This is a genomic window from Hyphomicrobium sp. MC1 (assembly GCF_000253295.1).
Lineage (GTDB): Bacteria > Pseudomonadota > Alphaproteobacteria > Rhizobiales > Hyphomicrobiaceae > Hyphomicrobium_B.
This window is the reverse complement of record NC_015717.1, coordinates 180,438-204,529: the sequence shown is the minus strand read 5'-3', so window position 1 is coordinate 204,529 and position 24,092 is coordinate 180,438. Positions and strand designations below refer to the sequence as shown.

The window sequence follows — 24,092 nt, the reverse complement described above, 5'->3', positions numbered from 1 at the left end:
AAGAGGTTGAGACCTTGCGCATCGAAGCATGGTCGTCTGAGCGCAACGGAGATGCACGAATTTGTGCACGACTAAGGCTGGCGCCGTCGAGCTTCACGTCAATAACAAGCAGGTCACCGTCTGCGCGGACCCTCAAACGCCGCTGCTCTACATCCTAAGGAACGACCTCGAGCTCAACGGCCCCAAGTACGGGTGCGGGCTGGGTGAATGCGGCGCGTGCAGCGTATTGATCGAAGGACGCGCCGTGCGATCGTGCACGATCGCGCTAGGATCGGTTGGCGCGCGACGAATCGTTACGCTGGAAGGTCTCGGCGAGAATGATGCACTTCACCCCGTGCAACAGGCTTTTATTGAGCAGTCGGCAGCGCAGTGCGGGTATTGCCTTAACGGGATGATCATCTCGTCCGTCGCTCTTCTGCAGAGAAACGACGATCCCAGTGATCAGGATATCCGCACGGCCCTGAAACACAATCTGTGCCGTTGCGGTACGCACGTCGAAATTCTGGCAGCGGTCCGGCACGCAGCCGCCAAGCGCAAACAGCAGCCAAGATCGCCAAGCGAACAGCACGACATCCACCAAACCGCTGATAACGACAAAAACGAGAGTGGCAATGCCGGGCAACATTGAAAGCACGTCGGTGGCCTATCTCGATCAGGGCGACATGTTGACGGTCGTTGCCACCAAGCAGCCGGATGGACCGCTCGAGCTTTTTATCGCCATCGATGCGATGGGCCGCGTTACCGGGTTTAACGGTCACGTCGATCTCGGTACGGGCATAAGAACATCGCTCGCACAGATCATTGCGGAAGAACTCGACGTTCGGTTCGAGCACGTCTCGATGGTGCTCGGCACCACGTCCGTCACCCCCGACCAGGGTGCGACAATAGCCAGCGAGACAATCCAGGTTGCAGCTAATCCGCTCCGTCGGGCAGCAGCGACTGCAAAACATCACCTTCTGCAGGCCGCCGCTCGCCATCTTCGCGCCGAACCCAGCGACCTCGTTGTCGAAGAAGGCGTGATACGAAGCACGACAGGCAGCAATGAGAGCGCGACGTTCGGTGAACTCATCGCCGGTCAGCGCATCCGATTAAATATCGATCCCGATGCACCTCTGAAACCCGTCTCGCAATATCGCATTGTCGGCGCATCGCAAGCGCGCGTCGATATCCCAGCCAAGGCAACGGGTCGATGGACCTACGTCCACGACGTCCGCGTCGCCGGCATGCTCCACGGCCGCGTCGTGCGTCCGCCTTACGGCGGGTTTGACCATGGAGAGCATGTCGGGCGAAGCCTGATTTCCGTCGATAGAAATTCGATCGCTCATATTCCGGGCATCGTCTCGGTCATCATCATCGGAGATTTCGTCGGCATCGTCGCGACACGCGAAGAGAACGCGGCGTTGGCTGCCGCTCAGCTCAAAACCGTGTGGCATTCGCCGCCCGGCCAGCCGGATTTAAACTTTCCCGAGAATGCGCTTCGCGCAAATCCCGCAACGCCGCGCAAATTGGCGGATCGCGGCAATGTCGATCAAGCCCTCGAAGGCGCGACGGAACCGATGAATCGGACCTACGTCTGGCCCTATCAGATGCACGGTTCTATCGGCCCTTCCTGCGCCGTCGCCGATTATCGCGATGATGCGTTGACCGTCTGGTCTGGGACGCAGAACCCTTTTCCAATGCGGCGGGATCTGAGCCTTCTGCTCGACATGCCCGAAGATCGCATCACGGTCGAGCGCCTAGAGGCCGCCGGTTGCTACGGCCGCAATTGCGCCGACGACGTCACGGCCGATGCGGCCCTGTTATCGCGTGCGGTTGGCAAACCGGTTCGCGTACAGCTGACACGCGAGCAAGAACACGCATGGGAGCCGAAAGGCGCCGCGCAGGTCATCGACGTCAGGGGCGGCCTTGATCTCGAAGGCGGTCCGGCCGCCTACGACTTCGAAACGCGCTATCCCTCCAATCTTTCCCCGACGCTATCGCTGCTGTTGACGGGCAAGGTCGCGGCGGTCGCCGATACGGTGCAGATGGGCGATCGAACGGCGATCCCGCCCTACGCTTACAGCAACCTGCGCGTCACCGTTCACGACATGCCGCCCATCGCGCGCGCGTCATGGTTTCGCGGCGTTTCTGCGCTACCGAATTCGTTTGCGCACGAGTCCTTCATCGACGAGCTTGCGACTTCGGCGGCTGTCGATCCGATCGAATATCGTTTGCGCTATCTCACGGACCCTCGTGCAATCGACCTCGTTCGTGCCGTAGCGGAACGCGCGAAATGGGTTCCGCACACGAAGCCGCAGACGCTCGGTGGAGAAGGCGATTTACTTTACGGCCGCGGCTTTGCTTATGCCGTCTACGTCCATGGCAAATTTCCGGGCACTGCAGCCGCATGGGCGGCCTGGGTCGCCGACGTCGCCGTCAACCGCAAGACCGGCGAGATCGCCGTAACACGCGTGATATGCGGTCAAGACTCCGGGATGATGATCAATCCCGCCGGTGTACGCCACCAAATTCACGGCAACATCATTCAGTCGACCAGTCGTGTGCTGAAGGAGCAGGTCGAATTTTCATCGACCGCCGTCAAAAGCCAGGAGTGGGGTGGGTATCCACTCATCACGTTCCCTGAAGTGCCGGAAATCGATGTCCTGATGATCCCGCGGCCAGAGGAACCGCCGCTTGGCGTCGGAGAATCTGCGTCCGTCCCTAGCGCGGCGGCGATCTGCAATGCCGTCTTCGATGCAACAGGGGTTCGCTTTCGCGAGCTGCCGCTTACTCCGGAACGGGTCTTGGCGGCACTCGGCGGAACCCCGCTCCGCGCCGAGCCGCAACCGAAAAAGAAGCTCAAGTGGCTGCGAAACATCGGACTGTCGAGTTTCGTAGCAGCCGCGGCGGGTCTGCTTACTATTGGCTCGCCCTGGCGTCCGGCAATCGACCCTATTCCTCGCCCCGATTTGACAACGTACAGCGCCGCAACGATCGAGCGCGGGCGGCTCGCCGCAGCCGCAGGCGCTTGCAACGTTTGTCATGTCGGGCCCAACGGCGAAGCATTCGCGGGCGGCCGCCGGCTCGACACGCCATTCGGCGCAATCTATGCGACCAACATCACACCGGATGAGAAAAACGGCGTCGGAAGCTGGTCCTATCCGGCATTCGAACAGGCGATGCGCGATGGCATCAGCCGCGACGGCCATCATCTCTATCCGGCGCACCCGTACACGTCCTTCGCAGGCACCAGCGAGGCGGATCTGCAGGCGCTCTACGCCTACTTGATGACGCAAGCCCCGGTTTCAACGAAAGCTCCCGAAACAAAGCTCCGCTTTCCATTTAATGTGCGAGGGCTAATGGCGGGATGGAACGCGCTGTTCCTAAATGCGAAGCCCTTCCCCTATGATTCCACAGAAACGACAGAGTGGAATCGCGGCGCGTATCTTGTCGAAACGCTCGGCCATTGCTCAGCGTGCCACTCGCCCCGAAATATTCTTGGGGCCGAAACAGGCGGCAAAGCGCATTTATCAGGCGGCTTTGCCGATGGCTGGGAAGCACCCGCGCTCAATGGCGAGGCGCGCTCACCCGTTCGCTGGACGGAAGCAGCGTTCTACGACTATCTGCGCTCCGGCCACACGCCCCACCATGGCAGCGCTGCCGGACCGATGGCTCCCGTCGTCGCATCGCTTGTCCCCCTTCCCGACCAGGACATACGAGCGATGGCGCATTATCTCGCAAGCATGCAAAAGCCCGAGGCTGGAAATGCCGATGCCTCTGCCCAGATCGCAGCGGCAGCGTCGGCTAGCTCTGCTGCCGAAGCTCAGGCCGCGCTTATCGCTCCACGCGGCGAGCGTCTTTTCAAGGGCGCCTGCGCCTCCTGCCACACGCAGGATGAGATCCTCGCGCCGTTGTTTCTCAATAGCAACCTGCACACCGACAAGCCGAACAACGTCCTGCAGGCGATATTGAATGGCGTCGATGCGCCCGAGATTCTCGCTCAAAAAGTCGGACGCAAGGGCACGGAGATCATGTCCATGCCCTCCTTCAAAACCGTGCTCGACGATGAGCAGCTTGCCGAGCTATTGGCATATTTGCGTGCCCGTTTTGCGCCATCGAAAGCCGCATGGAGCGATTTGCCCGAAGCCATCGGCGCCGCCCGAGCAGTTTCGACGCATTAGAGTTCCGTTCATAACGTAGCGTCTTCCCATTCCGTCGCAGCAGATCGCGCCAGTATAGTGCCTACGCTTGTTCTGTTTACGGATATGTTGTGACCCACGGCATCTTACGAATCCGTCATTTACCCTACCATTTGCAATATTTACTTGCACAAATGCATTTTATTTGAGCAGGGCCCTATATTGCACGAAGTTTTAGCGTCAGATATAGAACAAGAGAAATAGCGTACACTCTCTAAATTCCTGGTCTTGAGAAAGAGAGACGAAAGCTTGTCTGATCGCCGAAACGGGCTGCGTATCGCTCACTTCGCCGGATATGTCCGGAAGCGATGTGACATCGGCATCACCTCTTCCCACGCGCTCAAACAGCGCCCAGCCCACAAGAAAATTACGGCGCCCGCATGCGACGCCGAAACGATATCGAAAATCTGACCAACTCACCAACGGGAACTCCTGTCATGACATCCTCACCCCTTTCCGCACTTTCTCCCGACCGCGAGATCATGACGGAGACGATCAGATCGTCTTACGACTTTATCGTCTGCGGCGGCGGATCGGCTGGGTGCGTTGTCGCACGGCGTCTCGCTGAAAATCCGAACGTCAATGTCCTGCTGCTTGAAGCGGGCGGCAGCGATCGGGTGCCGTCGGTCATCGATTCTACGCAATGGATGTGGAACATCGGCACCGAACGCGATTGGGGCTTCAAGGCGCAACCCTCGCCGACTGTCAACGGGCGCACCCCGTTGCTTCCGATGGGCAAGCTGTTGGGCGGCGGCTCGTCGATCAATGGATCGGTCTGGGCGCGCGGGCACAAGCACGACTTTGAATTCTGGGCGGAAGAAGCGGGCGACCAAGACTGGAATTATGAATCCATCCTGGCGATCTACCGCCGTATTGAAAAATGGAATGGCCCCGCTGACGCGAAGCGCCGCGGTACCGATGGCCTGCTCAACATTCTCCAACCTGAAGATCCCATTCCGTTGGTTGCAGGTCTTATCAAAGGCGCCGAGGCAATCGGTATTCCCTTCGTCGAAGACATCAACGGCGAAGCGATGGAAGGTGACGGCGGTTGCGGCCTGCCGAACGTCCTTGTTCAAAACGGCAATCAGCGTGTTTCGATGTCGGCGACCTACCTTCACCCGTATATGGATCGCCCCAATCTTCACATCCTGATGTGCGCGGAAATCACGGGCCTGACGTTCATCGGAAAACGCGTTACGGGCGTGAATTTCGTCCGTCGCGGACAGAGCTTCACGGTTTCGGCAGACAAAGAAGTCGTGCTGTCGCTTGGCGCGATCAACACGCCTAAAATACTGATGCTCTCCGGCATCGGTGATGAAGCCGAACTGAAACGGCACAACATCGACGTTCGTCAGCACCTACCGGGCGTCGGCAAGAATTTCCAGGATCACATCCTGCTTGCAGGTTGCTGCTGGGAATACATCGTGCCCGAGCCGCCGCGGAACAACGCTGCTGAATTCGTCTTTTATGCGAAATCGCATTCGGGTCTCAAGACACCGGACCTCATGCCGGTTCTGGAAGAGACGCCGTTCGGCAGCGAAGTGACGGCGAAGGATTTCGACTTGCCCATCGGACCGGCATCGGCATGGACGCTTGCTCCTGGCCTGGCGCGTCCCGACAGCCGCGGCGAGATCAAGCTCGCAAGTTCCAATCCGTTCGACGCACCTCTCATCTTCGCGAACTTCCTCAGCACAGATACCGATATGAAGGCGATGGTTCGCTGCGTTGAGATGTGCCGCGATATCGGCAATTCGGAATTCTGCGCGCCGTACCGCAAGCGCGAATGCATGCCGGGCGATCTCAAGGGCGCAGACATGGAGAACTTCGTCCGCAATGCCGCCGGCACCTACTTCCACGAGAGCTGCACGGCAAAGATGGGACGGGATGCGATGTCGGTCGTTGACGGCAATCTCAAAGTCTACGGCATCGAAGGTCTGCGCATTGCCGATGCGTCGATCATGCCGGCAATCTCGACAGGAAACACCATGGCGCCGACGGTCATCATCGGCGAACGCGCAGCCGAGATCATCGCTGCCGCATACAATTTCTCCAGCTCAAAATCCGCCGCCGCAGCCTGAGAGGCACTCAAAGGAACGCCGCCATGAATATCAATGTCACGATACCCACTCCGTCGGCCAAGACCCAAGAGTTCTTCGCGCGCAAGCACAAACTCTATATCGACGGCGCGTGGACGGAAGGCGTTTCGGGCGAAAGGATCGACGTCGTCGATCCCGGAACGGGAAACGTTATCAGCAGCGCGACGGCCGCGGTTGCCGCCGATATTGATAAGGCCGTCGCAGCCGCTCGGAAGGCTTTCGAAAGCGGCGTGTGGGCCAATATGCCCGGTCTCGAACGCGGTAAGCTGATCAGCAAGCTCGCGCGCAGGCTTGAAGAGCTTGGCGATGAATTGGCGGAAATCGAAGCCATCGACTGCGGCAAGCCGCTCGCCTATGCGAAATATGTCGACGTCGGCCTGACCGCCAATATCTATCACTATATGGCAGGGTGGGCAGGAAAGGCCTCAGGCGAGACTGTTTCGCTCTCGGCTCCAGGCGAGTATCACGCCTTCACGCAGCGTGAGCCAGTCGGTGTAGTTGCTGCGATCACGCCGTGGAACTTCCCGCTGGTTCTGACCGCCTATAAGCTCGCGCCGCTTCTTGCTGTCGGCTGCACGTGCGTCGTCAAGCCATCTGAGCTGACGCCTCTGAGCACACTGCGGTTCGCCGAGATCGCGGAAGAGGTCGGCTTCCCGCCCGGCGTCATCAACGTTGTGACCGGATATGGTTCGCCTGCAGGCTCCGCGCTTGTCGAACATGAAGGTGTCGACAAGGTCGCCTTCACTGGCTCCGTCGCGACGGGCAGAAAAATCGCGCAAGCCGCAACGGGCAACCTCAAACGTGTAACGCTAGAACTCGGCGGCAAGTCGCCTATGGTCGTCTTTCCGGATGCCGATCTCGATAAGGCCATTCCGGGTCTGGCCAGCGCGATCTTCTTCCATCAGGGCCAGGTCTGTACGGCGGGCACTAGGCTTTATGTGCACAAGTCGATCCACGATCGCGTGCTCGAAGGCATCGCCGAGGAAAGCAAAAAACTGAAGATCGGCCACGGGCTTGAGCCCGACACGACGATGGGCCCGATGATCTCTTCGGCGCAGCTTCAGAAGGTCATGGGCTTCCTCGATCAAGGCAAGCAGGAAGGCGCCGAGGTCGTAACAGGCGGAGAACGCATCGGCAGCGCCGGCTTCTTCATGCAGCCGACAATCCTCGCCAACACGACGGACAGCATGTCGGTCGTGCGCGAGGAAATTTTCGGGCCGGTGCTGTGCGCTCAGTCGTTCAGCGATGATGAGCTCGACGCGATTGCGGCTAAGGCGAACAACACGATCTATGGCCTCGCCGCCAGCGTTTGGACGCGAGACATCTCTGTCGCGCACAAGATGGCGAAACGGATCAAGGCCGGTAGCGTGTGGATCAATGCGCACAATTTCTACGACCCGGCGCTTCCTTTCGGCGGCTTCAAGCAGTCCGGTTGGGGCCGCGAAGAAGGCTCCGAAGCCATCCGCACATTCACTGAAGTGAAGTCCGTCTGCGCCGTGCTCTAAAACGCACGCACAGCTGAGAAACGAAAACCGCCCGCTCAGGAATATGACCTGAGCGGGAACGATGGGGCACGCCTGAGATCTTCGCAACTAAACAGGAGACACACGGAAAATGTCGTTCTTAGATGTCGTTCGCCGCATGCGCGGGGGCGTGGCGGCCATCGCCATGGTGGCAAGCTGCTTCGCCGGAAGTTCAATCGCCAACGCCGGTCCCGAATCCACCGACCCGATCGTCATTGGTCAGCAGGATTGGACCGGGAGCACGATCACGAGCAACATCGTGAAGAAGCTGCTCGAAAAGATGGGCTACAACGTTAAGGTCGTTCCGGTAGACGCGACTGCGGTTTTCACCGGACTGCAAACGGGCGACGTTACGTTCGTCACCGAAATCTGGATGTCGTCCGAGGCCGACATGGCCGAAGCATCCCTTAAAACCGGGAAAACAGTCGAAATCGGCCCGACGGGACTCGTTGGCTGGGATCGCTATTGGTACCCCGAATATGTCAAAGCCAAATGCCCTGGCCTACCAGACTGGAAGGCGCTCAACGCGTGCGCCAAGCTTTTCGCAACGCCTGAGACCGGTGACAAAGGCCGCCTGCTTCTCAACCCGGAAGATTGGGGCGGAAACGATGATGAACGGATCAAAACACTCGGCCTGAATTTTCAGATCGTTCACGCCGGTTCCGAGGCAGCTCTGCTCGCGCAAGTGAAAGCCGCATACCAGCGCAAGCAACCAATTCTCGCTTGGCTCTACACGCCGCATTGGGCGCCGCTTGCGTACAAGGGCGAGTTTGTCGATCTGCCGCCCTACACCGATGATTGCCCCAAGAAGGGGTTTGGCTGCGAGAAGAAAGCCGCTCCTATCGTCAAGTTTGCAAACGCAGATGCTGAGAAGAAATGGCCAAAAGCCTATGCTCTGATGAAGTCGTTCACGATGACCAACGATGAATACGGTCACCTGACCGGCGAGATCGCCAACGAAGGCAAACCTCTTGATACTGTCGTCGATGGCTGGATCGCCGCGAACAAGGACCGGTGGTCGAAGTGGACGCAGTGACCATTCTGACGGGGGTAGGAATGGGCACGGATACGCGCGCAAAATTGCGCGCGTATCTCTCACTCGTGTCCAAGATCGTTATTGTCGCTGCGTTTGCGGCTATTCCCTTGTCTTGGGCTTTTACAGCGCTCGCTTCCTGGCCTGAAGCGTGGATCATTCCGTTCGACCGGATGATCAATGCGGTCTTCAACGCACTCTCTGCTCCGATTGCGCTCGGAATTTCCGTTCAATCCATCTTCAGATGGTCGGTTCCGCTTCTCAATGCCCCGATTTCTCTGCTTCAGGCAGTGCTGCAGACCGGCGTGAGCCGTGGATACGGCGATCAAGCCGTCCAAATCCTGCCACCGCTTTCCTGGCTTGGCGTAACATTCGCCGCGACTGTCGTTTGTTATCACGCTCGCGGGTTCGGACTTGCTGCCCTCGCCGCGATCACGTGCGCGTTCCTGCTTCTATTCGGGCTGTGGGACAGCATGATGGTGACGCTCAGCCAGATGATCGTCGCTGTCCCGCTTGGCATCGCCCTCGGATTTCTCGGCGGCCTTTATCTTTATCGACATCCGTCGCGCCGTGCGACCATCCTGTTCCTGCTCGATCAGGCGCAGACGATCCCGATTTTCTCCTATCTCGTGCCGCTCATCATTTTCTTCGGCCTCGGTGGTGCACCGGCGATCATCGCGATCGTCATCTTTGGGGCGCCTCCGATGGTGCGTAGCACCGCGCTCGGCTTAGAGGAAGCGGAAGCGCGCGTTGGCGAACTCGGCCGTTCGCTCGGCTGCAGCCGCTCGCAGTTTCTATGGAAAGTCCTGGTGCCGACAGCGTGGCCGAGGTTGCAACTCGGCGTCAATCAGGTCGTCATGCTATCGTTCTCGACGGTCATTCTTGCTGCACTGATCGGAGCAGGCGGTATCGGTAACGATGTCCTTCTCGCGCTTCAACGCCTAGCGCTCGGTGCCGGTCTCGTTGCGGGTACCGGCATCACACTCATGGCCATCCTCATCGATCGCTATCTCCAAGCCATCAGCAATCGCAAGCATCGGCGCGAGGAAACATCGCGGCGATCATTCTGGATCGTTATCGGTCTGTGCCTGCTTGTTCCGACACTAATATCATTCGTCTACCCGCCGCTCGCGCACTATCCCGAAAGCTGGACGATCTCGACGGCGCGCTACGTCGATAATATCGTCGATAACGTCGTCGGATTGATTTACGGCCCGCTCGACGCACTCAAGACGTTTCTGCTTCTCGATATCCTAATGCCTGTACGTGCGGCGCTGCTGTCGCTGCCGTGGAGCTTCGTTGTTCTTCTTGTCATCGCAGGAGCATGGCGCACCGGAGGGTGGCGGCAAGCAGCATTTCTTGGATCGTTAACGGCTTTCCTAGCGGTCAGCGGCCTTTGGGACCGAGCGATTCAGACCTTCTATCTGTGCGCAGCCGGAGTCCTGTTGTCGATTCTGATCGGCGCGCCTCTCGGCGTCATAGCGGGACGCTCGGCGCGTGCCGCAAAAGCCGTCCTGCCCATCGTCGACACGATGCAGACAATGCCGCCCTTCATCTATCTGATCCCGGCGGTCATGCTGTTCGGATCGGGTGATGTGCCGTCGATCTTTGCGATCGTCTGCTTCGCGATCTGTCCGATCATACGGTACACCGAAGCGGCTTTCCGCAGCGTCCCCTCGGAGTTGCGCGAAGTCGGACGTCAGGTTGGTTGTAGTCCGTGGCAGCTGCTTTGGACGATCGAACTGCCAGCGGCCCTCCCGCAATTCCTTCTGGGCGTCAGCCAATCGATGCTGATGGCTCTCGCGACAGTCGTTGTCACCGCCTTGATTGGCACGACCGATCTCGGACACGAAACCATCCTCGCCATTTCACATGCCAATCCCGGCCAAGCGCTGACAGCTGGCTTCGGCATCGCAGCCATCGGCGTTGTCGCCGATCGCCTGCTCAGAGGATTTGCGCAAAGACATCGCGGAATGAAGGACCCCCTGTGATGCAGTCGAAATCTGTAACTGTCGAAAAGCCCAAGCGCGTGCCGGCACTCAGCATGCGCAACGTTTGGAAAATCTTCGGCGCGAACCTGCCGGGCCTTCTTGGCAAATATCCCTCTCCCCCGTCCGTCGATACGATGACGCAGATGGGTCTGTTCGCAGCCGTGCGCGACGTCAGCTTCGATATCGAAGTCGGCGAGACGTTCGTGATCATGGGGCTGTCGGGATCGGGAAAGTCCACTCTGCTCCGCGCGATTTGCCAGCTGGCGCCACCGACGTACGGCAGCGTCGAATTCCGTGGCGAAAATCTTGTGACGGCATCCGAGGACCGCTTGAGCGAAATGCGCCGGCATCAGATGGGCATGGTGTTCCAGAACTATGCGCTTCTTCCGCACAAGACAGTTTTGGAAAACGTCGCCTTCCCGCTTGAGATCCAAGGTGCGCCGCAAGCGTTTACAGCCAAGCGCGCACGGGAACTCGTTAAGCTTGTCGGCCTTAGCGGCAAAGAAAAGGCCTATCCCGACGAGTTATCGGGCGGCCAACAACAACGCGTCGGCATTGCGCGCAGTCTTGCAGTCGATCCTGAGTTATGGCTTCTCGACGAACCATTCTCCGCTCTGGATCCGCTGATCCGTCATGAGCTTCAGGACGAAGTTCTGAGACTTCAAAAGATCATGCAGAAGACCGTGGTCTTTATTACCCACGATTTTGACGAAGCCATTCGACTTGCGACCCGCGTCGCGATCATGCGTGACGGAAAGGTTATGCAGATCGGAACGCCGGAGGAAATCGTTCTCAATCCGAGCAACGAATACGTGGCGAACTTTACGCGCAACGTAAATCGCGGGCGCGTCATCACCGTCAAATCGATCATGTCGCCGTCGCAGTCGTTCGCCGCCGGGGGTCCGAGCATTCCCGGAACAATGCTCGCGGCAAACGCCGCAGGCGTCGTGCTTGCGGCGAACCAGGATGCCGTTGTCATAGATGAAGCCAACCAGCCGATCGGCACGGTCAGCATGACCGAGATCGTAAAAGTTCTTGCATCCATCAATGGACAACGAGCGTCCGCAGAAGTTGCGAGACAGTGAGGACTGATAACGAGTTGTCGCGTTGAACAAATTCGAACCCCATTTGTTCGCTCCGACGATCCGCAACCTAGCCGCGGCAGAGGATATTTTGCCAAGCATTATGGCTTGGCATCGAACAGGGCTTAAATTTGCCGTCATCACGCTCGTGAATATCGTCGGCAGCTCACCTAGAGCCGTCGGCTCCGTCATGGCGGTCTCTTCCGACGGGCATTCGGCAGGCTACCTCTCCGGCGGATGCCTGGAGAAAGCTGTCGTCGAAGAAGCTCGGATGTGCATCGCGCGCGGAACTAATCGCCTGATCCGCTACAGCAAGGATTCTCCATATTTCGATATCGAAATTCCATGCGGAAGCGGGATTGACGTGTTCATAGATCAGGGGATCGATATCGGCCTTCTGACCCGCCTTCACATGCTCTCACATCAACGCCAAGCTGTTATTCACACAACCAACTTGGTGACGGGCTCTAACGACGTCCAAGTCACGGAAGACTGCGACGAACGAACTCGTCTCGACTGCGATATCTTTCGCCGCGTGGTCAGACCCGCGCTGAGAGTTCACCTCGTAGGATCAGGCCCATCCCTTGCAGCCGTTGCACACCTCCTGGCGGCGATAGGTTTCGGCACGGAGATCGCGTGCCCCGATGCAGCAACGCGCGAAGATATCCATTCAATCGGCCTCAACTGCCATGCCCTCACCGATAAAGCCATCGAACGCCTGCAGGGCGATCGTTGGTCGGCAGCCATTCTCGCTTTCCACGAGCACGATTGGGAGATTCCTCTCCTTGAGAGATTGCTTGATTCTGACTGCTTCTACATAGGCGTTCTGGGCAGCAAGGCAGTCGCAGAAAGGCGCGTTGCAGAACTCAGCCAAAGGGGAATAGCTCCGTATCAGCTAGCAAGACTGCGTGCGCCGGTCGGCTTGATAAAGGGTGCGAAGAGCAAGCTTAGCTTTGCCGTGAGCGTTGTTGCCGAGCTCGTCAGCGCGGCCAAAGATCACGCAATTATTGAATGACATCCGAAGCTACTATATCGATACTTGAGCGACTGACGCTCTACCTCCGACACCGGACGTGGTCGGCGGCGTTCCCCGCGTCGATCGAGCAGAACGCGACGGCAGCTATTGGGACATTTCGGCCATGTGCGGCGCGCTATCCCTTCGCTCCTCCTCGGCCGCTTCCTCTACGAAGCCGCCTTGGATGCACGCCTATCGGTACCCTGGCTTAGAATGAACATCCTGCTGCTTGGATTACTCAATTCGCAAGCTTGAGTTTGCAGTGCCTCAATCCGCCGGCACATGACGGACCCTACTTGCGCAGCAAATAGAAGGGCCTGATGAAACGTCATGCCGCGCCCTAGCGCATCAAGAAAGATGTGCGCTCGACCGAGGGTGGCCTCCTTGGCCACCTGCCAACGTGCTCAGGCGTGAGGCCTGTCCGTCGAATGCTTTGAGACCGTTTAGCGTTTGAAAGACTGTAGAATTGCGATCAGGCCGCCATTTGAATCACCCCAGCACGCGGACGGAACTCATCTTGCAACAATCCGACGCTCTGCGCCTATTCTCCGAATAGTGTGTGACAGGCAGAGAGGAGCTTCTCAGGGAACTCTAATGCAATGGAGTGCGAGCAATGAGCAAGCAATGCCACATCCGCTTGCGGCAAAGCGTCCGCGATCCGCATCGTAACGTCAGGTGGAAATGCTATGTCATTTCTCCCATGCAGCATAGAAACCGGAATTTTGATCCGTCGAAGCTCATTCGACGACAGCAGCGTCTCGTTGACAAAGCGCTGTCGATCGCCTGCAAACATAGCCATAAAATAGTCCCGATAAGCTTTGTCCTTCCACAGCGTCTCAATCCTATTATCTATATAGGCTTCAGTGATGTGCTTCCGGTCATAGATTAGCGTTTCTGCTAAAGCGACGAGTTCGGCGCGATCATTTGGGAAGCTCCAACAGCGGATCGTGCCTTCGTTGATCGCAAATGCGGCTCCCATCGATCCGGTTGTGAGGACTTTCGAAATGCGAGGTTCCTCGGCAGCGAGCTTCAATGCGAGTGCGCCAGATAACGAATGCCCTACGACGCCGATCTTTTCCCCCGGCATGCGATCAATCATCGCTCTGCATTGTCGAATCCAGAAATCGATATCGAAATAAGGAGGAGCAGCCCGTCGCCCGGAGGCACCGAATCCGATGAGGTCCATTCCAAATATTTGATATCGCCGCATCAGCGGCTCGAGTACGAGACGCCAATTCGCATAGGTCGAAGCTCCTGGGCCTGAGCCATGGATCAGTAGTAACGGGAAACCACTACCACCGGTGACAACGTGAACGGGAACACCTTCGAACTCGAATTTAATTCCTTGGCAAAATAGCACGAGACATCAGCTCCGCATTCCTCTGGAGCTTCCATTAAATCCTCGTGTCGCTAGGGAGTGGCATCTTTCCCAGATTGCGGAAAATTCAGTGAAAGAGCGTCGCACGCGCACGAATGCAGTACGATAGCTTTTTCGCATCCAAATTTTCGGCGATATTAGAAGCTGTTCTTTCGACGGAGATACCCGCCGGAACTGCGCGTAATTTCCGCAGCAGCAGCCGCAACCTGCGCACTCAGATTCCGAACAGCCTCGTCGGTCAGCTGCGAGCTTGTGTCTGTGACCGATACAGCCGCGACGCAGTCGCCCAGTTCATTGTGGATTGGGGCGGCGATGCAGCGCCGCCCCATCATGCTCTCTTCATCGTCGATCGCGATGCCGCCTGCCCGAACGGTGTGAAGCTCTTTTGCGAGAACGGACGGATCGCAAATCGTACGGTCGGTCAATCGCGCCAGATTGCCGAAACCGAAGCTCGCCGACGGACGCAGGTCCGATGAACTTGCGAGCAGAACCTTTCCCATCGCCGTTGCGTGGACAGGTAAGCTGCTTCCTGGAGGAACCGCCGGCGTGGTCTGCAGGCGCTTCGCCTGCTTCACAAGAAGAATGCTGCCGCTTTCAAGAACCCCGAGACTGACCGTAGCGCCTGTTTGCAGCGCCAGGCATTCAATCCTCGGAACAGCAATGGACATGAAGTGCTTTCGGCGCAAAAAGCCCGCTCCAATGGCGAAACAATTGCTGCCGATGTCCCAAAGGTTTTCCTCTCGATCGAAACGAACGAGACGTTTCTGCTCAAGCGTTGTGAGCAAACGATGAGTGGTCGAGGGTGGGAGGTTGGCGCGCGCCGAAACATCCTTCAGCCGACAGCCTCCTTCCGACAAAATTTCGAGAATGGCTATGGCTCGGTTCAACGATTGAACAAGATCGCCGTCAGCGCGCCTCGCCTTAGTCGGGCGAGCGCTCAATGGCTGCTCTGTGTCTTCGAGTTCGTCAGGCCCCATATCTTTGCCTACCAGGACTAATACCGACGACTTCCTCTCACCTAGCTGCGTACAGTCTGCTTTGAATTTTTGAAAAGGATGTCGTGGATTTGGAATGATGTCAATTGAACGACGGGGCGATCAAGTCGCACATTGGTAATTTCCGGGATGCAGAAAGCGTTCCCACCGCGAGGTGAGATCAGTGCATGCCTGTGCAGTAGGCAAATCGATGCCCGTGCTGCCACTTAAGTTGGCGGTTCATAGCTTCACGCGCACAGGACACGTTATGGCTGACATCAAAATCTTCACTCCTCCGACGCTCGGAAAACCCCTCGGACAGTACTCGCAGATCACGCGGGTGAAGGCATCGGAGTACATCTTTATCGCCGGCCAAGTTGGCATTTCCACCGATGGCATAGCGGTGCCACCTGAAGATTTCGATGGTCAGTGCGTACAGATCTTTGCGAACCTTTTTGCCGCCCTGCAAAGCTGCGATGCGGATTGGTCCAACGTCGTGCAGTTCACGACCTACATGGTCGATCCAAACGAAATTCCGAAATTCATGGCCTATCGCCTTCGCGAATTTCCGAAGTTTTTCGCAAACGGCGCCTACCCGCCAAACACACTGCTGATGATCAATCGGCTCGTCCACGCCGAGTTCAGGATCGAAGTCTCGGCGATTGCCGCGCTTTGAACCAACAAGAGCCGCCCGCCTCAATCAGACGCGATAAGGTCTTCAGAGAAAAATGAAATTTGCGACGATCAAACGCCAATCGAATGACGTCATAGTTCTTTTGGATGCCACCGCCGAGACGTACTATCCACTCGGCGAGGTGCTCAAAGGGATGCCTGCGGGCGCTATGAGCGATTTTGCGGCGGCCATTCCGCTTCTTATGGAAGCGGAGCCAATAGCGAATTTGCCTCCGGGCAGACCGCTTGATTTTGGCGACCTCGTGGCCCCGATCTTGAACCCTCCGCATAATATCATGTGCGTGGGTAAGAACTATCGCGCTCATGCCAACGAGTTTGCCAAGAGCGGCTTTGACTCGAGCAGCACCTCATCGGCCGACGCAGTGCCGGAATTTCCGATCATCTTCACGAAGCCATCGACGACCATCAGCGGGCCGGCGAGCGACATCCCTTTAGTTCCAGGGCTAGATCAAGCCGTCGACTATGAATGCGAACTTGCAGTCGTTATTGGCAAAGGCGGCCGCGCGATACCTCGCGATGAAGCCATGGCGCACGTATTTGGCTACACGATCGTCAATGACGTCACGGCCCGCGATCTTCAACAGCGCCACAAGCAATGGTTTCTCGGAAAAAGCCCCGACGGGTTCTGTCCAATGGGACCCTGGATCATCACCGCCGATGAAGTTGATTATCGCGACATGCGCGTCATTTGCCGTGTGAATGGTGAGGTTCGCCAGAACGCGAGTACGCGGGATCTGATCTTCGATATTCCGGTGTTGATTGAAACGATCTCGAAAGTCATGACACTTTCGCCAGGTGACATTATCGCGACGGGCACGCCCGAGGGCGTCGGCATCGGCTTCACGCCGCCACGCTTCCTGCGCGATGGCGATGTCGTGGAATGCGAAATCTCCGGCATCGGAAAGATCCGCAATACAGTAAAACGCGCCGGTTGTTACCGGCGCGCTTCCTGATTTTTCTTCTCTTCACGTGCTGGCGACGCGCCTCAAGCCAACGGCATGTGGCGCGCACCGCGGTTCAAGGCTTCGTCAAACCATTCCGTTTTCGACATCGCGCTCAGAACGTCCGATCGCAAAGATTCGAAGCTCCTCGGCCATCGGTTAAGCACATAACCGTAGAGATAGGACCACCATTGAACATGATTGGTTAGTGCGCGCTGATGTCGCTCCCAGGCGACAAGCGCTGACGGCATATCGTTCGCCTTATCGGCCGCGAGCGCCAATGCCATGACGTTCGTGAAGGCCGTATTCGCAGCCTGTCCGAGATTGGGAGGCATAGCATGAGCGGCGTCGCCGATAATCGCGACCTTTCCTTGCGACCACCGCCGGCAACGCACATTGACGAGGCGATCCCAGCGGCTGGCTTCTGAAAAACGCTCAACGAGGCCGGCCGCGGCGGGAAATTTCTCGGCCCAAAGCGCACGATCGACCGGCAGAACGCGGGCGCGCTCATCGTCCACGGGTGCGCTCAGGAAGATATAGTTCTCGCCCTCGGTGCAAGGGTTATAGAGAAGCCGCCACGGGCCGTTCCAATATTCGGTGATGACATCCGTCGGATCATCCGGACGGTTGCCAATCATCATACGTATTCCGGCTTCGACACCAAAATCCATCCATGCAGTGCCGAGAATTTGCTCTCTGAGCACGGAATACGCGCCGTTTGCGATTAAGACGAGATCGGCCTGCCGCTCGCCGGCTTCCGTCACCAGAGCACCTTCCGGACGAACTTCCGTGACGATCGAAGAAGTTATGATTTCAACACCATTAGCCACGCAACGATCAATGAGAGCTTGATAGAGATCGGCGCGCGGAGGAAGCAACATACGGTCATGATCCGGCATCGGGCGGGACATCAGCGTACGGCCTCGCGAATCGACGATGCGCCATTCGTAGATGCGGCGCGCCCTTGCCACGGCTTGATCATATGCGCCCAGAATCGAGAGCGTTTTGAGGCCGCTTTCCCATAACCAGATCCCGGCACCGAACATGCGAAGGTCTTTGGCGCGCTCGTGAAGTGTCACCTTCCATCCGAGCTGAGAGAACCGGGCGGCGGCGCATAGACCAGCTAACCCGGCGCCGGCGATTTCAACTGTCTTTGCCATTTGCGGCCATCTCCTTGGATGCGGCCCTTCGCAAACGCCCATCGCTTGCTCGCCAATAGTGACGCCACCGCATCCTCATTTCGCTGTGGCATACCGCGGCGAGCAACCGCCGCACACGGCGAATTCCGCTATCCGGAAACTCGGCCAGCAGTCCGCGAATGCCTCGTAATGTGACCGCAAGCGTGAAAGACACCGCGACACACGACGCGAATTTCCATTTGCCAGGAGGTCACGATGGCCGCTGACACGACCCGCTCGGAATTCGATGAATCCAGCGACGACATAAAACTTGTGAATGAGAAAGCTCTAAACTGGTTCGACGTCTCGGCCATCGGTACGGGCGAGATGCTTTTCACTGCAGGCTTTGCATGGATCGTTTACATCGCAAGCCTCTACGGACTGAAATGGAGTATTATCGGCTTTGCAATTGGCGTCGTGGTGATCCACTGCGCCTGGTGGCTCTACCGTGAGATGATCACGGCTGTTCCAGAACCGGGTTCGATCCAATCGTATGGACGCGAAGCCGGTCTCTTCTCTCTCGGAACGACCTACTTCGTCGGATACGCCCCTGTTTACGGCGTCTTCATGTGGCTTGAGCTGCAAGTGGCCTCGGGCCTATTCCAAGGTCTTTTTCCAACCGTTGCGACGTGGATCTGGCCATTTGTCGTCATCGGACCCGTCGTTGGCCTGAACCTCTTGGGCAATCAGGTAACCGGTAAAGTCCAGTCGCTTCTCGTCGTTCTCACCTTGATCGGTGACGGCATCGCTGCAGTCTGCGTCTGGTACCTGCTCGCGAATAAAGTCGATTTCGCCGCCAACTGGGGCCTTCCCGCAGGCACAACGGTCGACTGGCTGACGCCCTTCACGGTTGCCGGCTTCTGGATCGGCATCATGGCTGCTGTTCTCGAAGTGCAGCAGGTGCTCGTCGATGAATGGAGCGACTTCACCGTCTCGCGTGACGTGGGGCTTCTGTCTGCAGCCTGGCAGCTTTGGGTTCGCCAAATTCCTTTAGCACTCGGCATTCTGGCAGCCGCACCGGTGGCGGCACTAGTTGCAATGCCGGTTCCAACCGTCGGCCTCATCCATGAAAAGCTCGGCGACGGACCGGTCTTCTATCTCGCCCTCGCCAGTATGCTCATCGCGACATATACGACCCTGAGCGTCTACTTCATGGCAGAAGGCAAGGTGCTGGCGCTCTATTCGCAGCAGGGCGCCCTGCCCCGTCCGGTCGGACAATACTCCTCCAAGGCAGTGCCGTGGGTTGCGATCCTTATCCTCGCGGTTCTTGCACTCGTCGGCGCCTATATCACTGACACGCTTTTCATCATCGAGATGCTCTCGAATTGGTCAGCGAGCCTCTATTTCATCATCGCGCTGTTCTTCATCTGCATGCGCCAGCGCAAAAATATGGATCGTCCGCTGAAAGTGCCGTTCGGCATGCCAGTTGCAATCTTCCTTCTCGTGCTTTCGGGAATCATCGCCTTCGCGATCTTTATGACGAACTGGAAGGCAGGCTTGGCTTGGTACGGAACGGTGCTCGCCTTCATGGCTTACGATCACTTCATCGTCCCGAGGACGAAACGCGGCGGCTTCTATCGCGATCAGGTCCTTAGACAACGGACAAGTGCCGCACGTCTCTAACGAATATCCGACGGGTGGCCCTGCCACCCGTCCTTCTGATCCAACTCGAGGATACGCCCATGGAAGCATCCGCCGCCTACGAATACCTGCCGAAGCCGACCGATGTGACGGCGGACTACATGCGCGAGGTGATGGACCAGTACTACATGCGGAAATGGAACCCGAACAAGGACACCGTCATTTCGGTCAAGTCTTGGCGGGACTGGCCCATGATCGTCCGCATGCCGGATCTACAAAAGGATTTCACGGTGATGATTGACGAAGGCCGCGTTCTGAGCGTTACACCGGGCCTAGCGGAAAATCCCCGGATCCTCACCATCATGCTCTCCGAGACTATGCAGCGCATCTACTACGACGAATCGACCGCCGCGATCGAGCTGATCGCCGGACGCATTAAAGTGCGCGGTAACGAAACGGAGCGTCGGCGCATGCTCGCCGCAATATCCTACCTGACGTGGTGACGCTCATGGACAAAAAAGTCGAAGCGACTCTATTGGACAAATCGGACCGGCTCGTCGGTACATCCGTGCCCCGGACTGAAGACTTAGCGCTGCTAACAGGTACAGCACGTTTCATTGACGATCTGCGCTTTCCTGGAATGCTTTACGCTAAGATCCTTCGCAGCACGCATGCGCACGCCCGGATCAAGGTCAATTCATCTGCCGCGGCAACGATGCCCGGCGTTCACGGCGTCTTGGCCGGACCGGAGCTTGTCGGAAAGGTCAAGCCCTGGGGCGACCTGATGCAGGACCTGCTCGTCGGCGATCATTTTCCGTTCGCGACCGACAAGGTCCTGTTCGAAGGTCAGGAAATCGCGGCAGTCGTCGCAGATACGAAATATCAGGCGCTCGATGCGCTCGAAAAGATCAGCGTCGAGTACGACGACCTTCCGGTCATGGTCGACGCCGAGAGCGCGCTCGCCGATGACGCTCCGCTCATTCAGGAGGGCATCAACTACGAGTTCGGCGAAGGCAACATTTTCGATCGCTACCGTGTCCGCATTGGCGATATTTCAGCAGCTGAGGACGAAGCCGATCTTGTCGTCCGTCAACGCTTCTCGTCAAATAGACAGGCAGGTGCTGCGCTTGATCCACACGGCTGCGTCGCGAGCTTCGATTCCTTCACCGGAATGTTGACGCTCTATTCTTCGACGCAGTCGATCTTCATGCTCCGCGACAGCATCGCCGACGTCTTACAGCTTCCGCGCAACAAAGTGCGTGTTGTTGCGCCCGAAGTCGGAGCGGGCTTCGGCTCCAAAGTGCAGATGTTTCCGCATGAGGTCATTGCGTGCATCTTCTCGATGCGGCTCGGGCGCCCGGTCCATCTCGTGCTGTCGCGCGCCGATGTCTTTCGCGTTGGAACGGCGCGCAATTCCCAGATCAGGCACGCCGAGATGTTCTTCAGGAAGACGGGAGAAATCATCGGCTATCGCGACTACATCATCCAGAATTCCGGCGCGCTGTCGTTCTGGGGCAATCAGGTCGTGCATATCGGCACAAATGTTGGTCTGCTGCCCTATCCGATCCCCAACCTTCATATCGACGGAGAAATCGTCCACACCAATACAGCTCCTGGTGGCGCGTTGCGCGGCTTTGGAATTCCGCAGATCATCTGGGCCAAAGAACAGCTCGTCGATATGGCCGCCAATGCTCTGGGTCTCGATCCGCTCGATGTCCGCGCAATCAACACGATCAGGGGCGAGCAATGCCCTGTGCGCACGCCCATCGGCCAAGAAGTGGATACGACGTCGATCGACGAATGCTTGCAGCTTGCTGCGGCCGAGATTGGATGGAAGGAAAAGCGCGCTAACCCGAAGCCATACGAAGGCGTCGGCATGGCGATCTCGATGAAATACACGAGCTGCCGCCACCCCTCCTTCGACACGGACCTGTCTGCCATTCGCCTCCGTCTCGAAACCGACGGTACGGTCACGATCTTTTCGAGCGACGTCACGCACGGCCAAGGCCACGCGACGTTTCTCGGACAGATCGTCAGCGACGTCCTCGGCGTCGGCTTCGAGAAAATCTTCCTTGCGCCGCCGGACACCGCCAACGCACCGTTCGGCTTGGGCACATACGCAAGTCGCGCCGCGGCCGTTCTCGGTACGGCATGCCGCACAGCGGCCGAGCGGCTGCGCGAAAAGATCGTCGCCATCGCTGCGCACGTCTTGGAAGCCGATCCGCAGGATCTCGAAACCGGACAGGATCGCGTTTATGTCCGCGGCTTGAGCGAGAGCGGCCTTTATCTCGAAAACCTAGCGAGCTTCTCGGCCTATCGTACGCACCAGTTGCCGCCAGGCTTCGAACCGACGCTTGAAGCCGTCGCGACTTACGACACGCCGACCGATCGTGAGGCTCCAGACGGTTCCGGCAATTTCTCCGTGACATACGCAGGCGCAGCGCATGCCGCGCACATCCGCGTATGTCCGGAGACTGGACACATCGATGTTCTCGACTACGTCATGGCGCACGACACTGGGACGGTGATCAATCCCCTCATCGTCGAAGGCCAGCATCAGGGCGGCTTCCTGATGGGCATCGGCATGGCTCTTGGCGAAGACTACGTCTACGATCAGATGGGCCACATGGTGAACGCAACGTTCGCCGAATATCAGGCGCCGCAAGCTGCCGATATGCCGGAACTGACGAAGCTTTTCGAAATACCGGCGCCATCGAAAACGATTCCTGGCGGCCAAAAAGGTGCAGGCGAATCCGGCACAGGCCCCGTCCCTGCCGTTATCGGCAATGCCATCGCCAACGCAATCGGCGTCCGCTTCACGGAACTTCCGATTACACCGGATCGCGTGCTTCTTGCCCTTCGCGAGAAGGAACGGAGCGGCAAAACAGACTTCCGCTACCCCGACGACATGCCGGACTACGAAGGTCCGCGCGATGCGATGTCGTGGCCGAAACCCAAAGGCGAATTGGAGCTCTTCTTTTGACCCCATTCAATTTTTATCGGCCTGCCACGCTCGACGATGCCATTGGCGTTCTCGCGCAGGCAGGATCGGATGCAAAGATCATCGCTGGCGGACAAAGCCTCCTCCTGGCTCTCAAAGAGCGTCAGAAGCGGCCGAGCAGCGTCATCTCCATAGCTGACGTCCCCGGACTGTCTGGCGCTACCGAACTGGAAGACGGCTCGCGCGACATCGGTCCGTGCACGACTTACGCTAAGCTCGCAAAAATGACGCTCCCAGGCTGGCAAAGTGAAATTTCTTCTGTCGCCGGGAATCTTGCGGATCGATCCGTCCGCAACATGGGGACGATCGGCGGCGCTGTCTGCGAAGCTGGAATTCGCTTCGACGTCCCGACATTGCTGAGCGGCATCGAAGCAATGTTTAAGCTCACTTCGGTGCAAGGCGTCCGCATGCTTAGCGCCGATGCCTTCTTCAACGCATCGGGCGGGACCAACATCGCGCCGGATGAGATCCTGACCGGAATTACGGTTCCTCCACTCCCTTATTGGAGCGCAGTCGCGTTCGAGAAATTCCGGTTCCGGACATTTGACGCGGCGATCGTAACGGTCGCGGGTGCCATTGCGCTCGCAGCCGACGGTACAATCGAGCGTCTGCGCCTGGTCGTCGGTGGCGTTGCAAAGGCTCCGAGCATCGCCACTGGCGTTACCGAAACGCTGAAAGGTCAGAACCTCGCAGCCCTGTCGCTGGCCGAAATTGCCCAGCGCGTCTCGGCGGAAGTGCTGCCACCGGATAAAGCCGTTACACGTGCTCAAAAGTATCAAGCCGAACTGACTATTTCGCTCGCGACAAGAGTATTGACCCGCCTGTCTACGGGAGCCCTTCCAGCATGACCAAGATAACCATGACCATCAACGGAAAGCCTGTAATGGGTGATGTCGACGAACGAACGCTCCTGATCGATTTCATCCGCGATGTCGGACACCTGACCGGCACACATGCGGGGTGCTACGAAGCGCGTTGTGGCTGCTGCGCGGTGGATCTCAACGGCTCAACGGTCAAATCCTGCAACCTGTTGGCACTGCAGGCCGAGGGAGCGACCGTCTATACGGTGGAATCTCTGTCACAGCAGCGCGTCGCGCCCGTAACCCACATCACGACGCAAACGCTCGCGAGCGTGTATAAGCCGCTCGATGCAATGAGCTCGCATGCCGTCGACCTCCATCCTCTGCAGGCTGCTTTCCATAGATGCCACGCGCTGCAGTGCGGTTTTTGCACGCCTGGCATGCTGATGGTTCTGAAAAATTTCTTGGAAGAAAATCCGAATCCGACCCGCACCGAGGTTCGTGTTGCGATTTCCGGAAATCTCTGCCGCTGCACTGGCTATCAGCACATCGTCGACGCGGCGATGGAGGCCGCCCGCGTTATGAGAGGTGAAGCAGAGACGACGTCCGCGCTCGAGACGGCGTGATG

General features: G+C 58.0%; 19 protein-coding genes and 1 pseudogene. 15 read left to right on the top strand and 5 right to left on the bottom strand.

Annotated features, from left to right (window positions below):
- Nucleotides 1-61 precede the first annotated feature (61 nt).
- On the top strand, nucleotides 62-628 hold the full coding sequence (locus tag HYPMC_RS23530) for a (2Fe-2S)-binding protein (RefSeq protein WP_081740939.1): 567 nt from the start codon (nucleotides 62-64) through the stop codon (nucleotides 626-628).
- Complete coding sequence (locus HYPMC_RS00895; protein ID WP_013945849.1) at nucleotides 612-4,160, top strand: molybdopterin cofactor-binding domain-containing protein; 3,549 nt, start codon at nucleotides 612-614, stop codon at nucleotides 4,158-4,160. The genes HYPMC_RS23530 and HYPMC_RS00895 overlap by 17 nt, the downstream gene beginning before the upstream one ends.
- A 198-nt stretch (nucleotides 4,161-4,358) precedes the next feature.
- Here the strand turns inward: HYPMC_RS00895 and HYPMC_RS00890 are convergent, their stop codons facing one another.
- Complete coding sequence (locus HYPMC_RS00890; protein WP_155831139.1) at nucleotides 4,359-4,598, bottom strand: hypothetical protein; 240 nt, start codon at nucleotides 4,596-4,598, stop codon at nucleotides 4,359-4,361.
- Between the two features lie 17 nt (nucleotides 4,599-4,615).
- Between HYPMC_RS00890 and HYPMC_RS00885 the strand changes: the two genes are divergently transcribed.
- The 6 genes from HYPMC_RS00885 (at nucleotide 4,616) to HYPMC_RS00860 (ending at nucleotide 12,918) form a co-directional block, all read left to right on the top strand.
- Nucleotides 4,616-6,256, top strand: coding sequence for a GMC family oxidoreductase (locus tag HYPMC_RS00885; RefSeq protein ID WP_013945848.1), 1,641 nt, complete (start codon nucleotides 4,616-4,618; stop codon nucleotides 6,254-6,256).
- 23 nt (nucleotides 6,257-6,279) lie between these two features.
- Entirely contained in the window at nucleotides 6,280-7,779 is a 1,500-nt protein-coding gene (locus HYPMC_RS00880) for an aldehyde dehydrogenase (RefSeq protein WP_013945847.1), read from the top strand.
- 109 nt (nucleotides 7,780-7,888) lie between these two features.
- Nucleotides 7,889-8,833: an ABC transporter substrate-binding protein gene (locus HYPMC_RS00875; RefSeq protein WP_013945846.1), complete on the top strand. Its 945-nt coding sequence runs from the start codon at nucleotides 7,889-7,891 to the stop codon at nucleotides 8,831-8,833.
- 20 nt (nucleotides 8,834-8,853) lie between these two features.
- On the top strand, nucleotides 8,854-10,821 hold the full coding sequence (locus HYPMC_RS00870; protein ID WP_024275219.1) for a proline/glycine betaine ABC transporter permease: 1,968 nt from the start codon (nucleotides 8,854-8,856) through the stop codon (nucleotides 10,819-10,821).
- Entirely contained in the window at nucleotides 10,821-11,906 is a 1,086-nt protein-coding gene (locus HYPMC_RS00865) for a glycine betaine/L-proline ABC transporter ATP-binding protein (RefSeq protein ID WP_013945844.1), read from the top strand. The genes HYPMC_RS00870 and HYPMC_RS00865 overlap by 1 nt, the downstream gene beginning before the upstream one ends.
- Before the next feature lie 100 nt (nucleotides 11,907-12,006).
- A complete protein-coding gene (locus HYPMC_RS00860; protein WP_155831137.1) occupies nucleotides 12,007-12,918 on the top strand; it encodes an XdhC family protein in 912 nt (303 codons plus the stop codon).
- A 541-nt stretch (nucleotides 12,919-13,459) separates the two neighbouring features.
- Here the strand turns inward: HYPMC_RS00860 and HYPMC_RS00850 are convergent.
- The 3 genes and pseudogenes from HYPMC_RS00850 to HYPMC_RS24955 form a co-directional block, all read right to left on the bottom strand.
- Nucleotides 13,460-14,278 (bottom strand): alpha/beta fold hydrolase, encoded by an 819-nt coding sequence (locus HYPMC_RS00850; RefSeq protein WP_013945842.1) that lies wholly within the window; start codon nucleotides 14,276-14,278, stop codon nucleotides 13,460-13,462.
- A gap of 155 nt (nucleotides 14,279-14,433) precedes the next feature.
- Nucleotides 14,434-14,964 carry an IclR family transcriptional regulator gene (locus HYPMC_RS00845; protein ID WP_244420956.1) on the bottom strand — a complete coding sequence of 177 codons (531 nt, stop codon included), beginning with the start codon at nucleotides 14,962-14,964 and terminating at the stop codon, nucleotides 14,434-14,436.
- Nucleotides 14,965-15,051: 87 nt separating this feature from the next.
- Nucleotides 15,052-15,273 (bottom strand): annotated as a pseudogene (locus HYPMC_RS24955) (helix-turn-helix domain-containing protein); the annotation flags it as partial.
- A 265-nt stretch (nucleotides 15,274-15,538) separates the two neighbouring features.
- On the opposite strand from HYPMC_RS24955, the gene HYPMC_RS00840 reads away from it, so the two are divergent.
- Both HYPMC_RS00840 and HYPMC_RS00835 read left to right on the top strand, forming a co-directional pair.
- Nucleotides 15,539-15,946, top strand: a complete 408-nt coding sequence (locus tag HYPMC_RS00840; protein WP_024275217.1) for a RidA family protein — start codon at nucleotides 15,539-15,541, stop codon at nucleotides 15,944-15,946.
- 52 nt (nucleotides 15,947-15,998) lie between these two features.
- Nucleotides 15,999-16,916: a fumarylacetoacetate hydrolase family protein gene (locus HYPMC_RS00835; RefSeq protein WP_013945839.1), complete on the top strand. Its 918-nt coding sequence runs from the start codon at nucleotides 15,999-16,001 to the stop codon at nucleotides 16,914-16,916.
- A gap of 32 nt (nucleotides 16,917-16,948) precedes the next feature.
- Here the strand turns inward: HYPMC_RS00835 and HYPMC_RS00830 are convergent, their stop codons facing one another.
- Complete coding sequence (locus tag HYPMC_RS00830) at nucleotides 16,949-18,064, bottom strand: NAD(P)/FAD-dependent oxidoreductase (protein ID WP_013945838.1); 1,116 nt, start codon at nucleotides 18,062-18,064, stop codon at nucleotides 16,949-16,951.
- A 234-nt stretch (nucleotides 18,065-18,298) separates the two neighbouring features.
- On the opposite strand from HYPMC_RS00830, the gene HYPMC_RS00825 reads away from it, so the two are divergent.
- The 5 genes from HYPMC_RS00825 to HYPMC_RS00805 are packed head-to-tail and all read left to right on the top strand — an operon-like array spanning nucleotide 18,299 to nucleotide 24,090.
- Nucleotides 18,299-19,705, top strand: a complete 1,407-nt coding sequence (locus HYPMC_RS00825) for an APC family permease (protein WP_013945837.1) — start codon at nucleotides 18,299-18,301, stop codon at nucleotides 19,703-19,705.
- Between the two features lie 59 nt (nucleotides 19,706-19,764).
- Nucleotides 19,765-20,166, top strand: coding sequence for a hypothetical protein (locus HYPMC_RS00820; RefSeq protein ID WP_013945836.1), 402 nt, complete (start codon nucleotides 19,765-19,767; stop codon nucleotides 20,164-20,166).
- Nucleotides 20,167-20,171: 5 nt separating this feature from the next.
- Nucleotides 20,172-22,646 (top strand): xanthine dehydrogenase family protein molybdopterin-binding subunit, encoded by a 2,475-nt coding sequence (locus HYPMC_RS00815; RefSeq protein ID WP_013945835.1) that lies wholly within the window; start codon nucleotides 20,172-20,174, stop codon nucleotides 22,644-22,646.
- Nucleotides 22,643-23,512, top strand: coding sequence for a xanthine dehydrogenase family protein subunit M (locus HYPMC_RS00810; protein ID WP_013945834.1), 870 nt, complete (start codon nucleotides 22,643-22,645; stop codon nucleotides 23,510-23,512). Before HYPMC_RS00815 ends, HYPMC_RS00810 begins: the two co-directional genes overlap by 4 nt.
- A complete protein-coding gene (locus HYPMC_RS00805) occupies nucleotides 23,509-24,090 on the top strand; it encodes a (2Fe-2S)-binding protein (protein WP_013945833.1) in 582 nt (193 codons plus the stop codon). Before HYPMC_RS00810 ends, HYPMC_RS00805 begins: the two co-directional genes overlap by 4 nt.
- The last annotated feature ends 2 nt before the right edge of the window (nucleotides 24,091-24,092 follow it).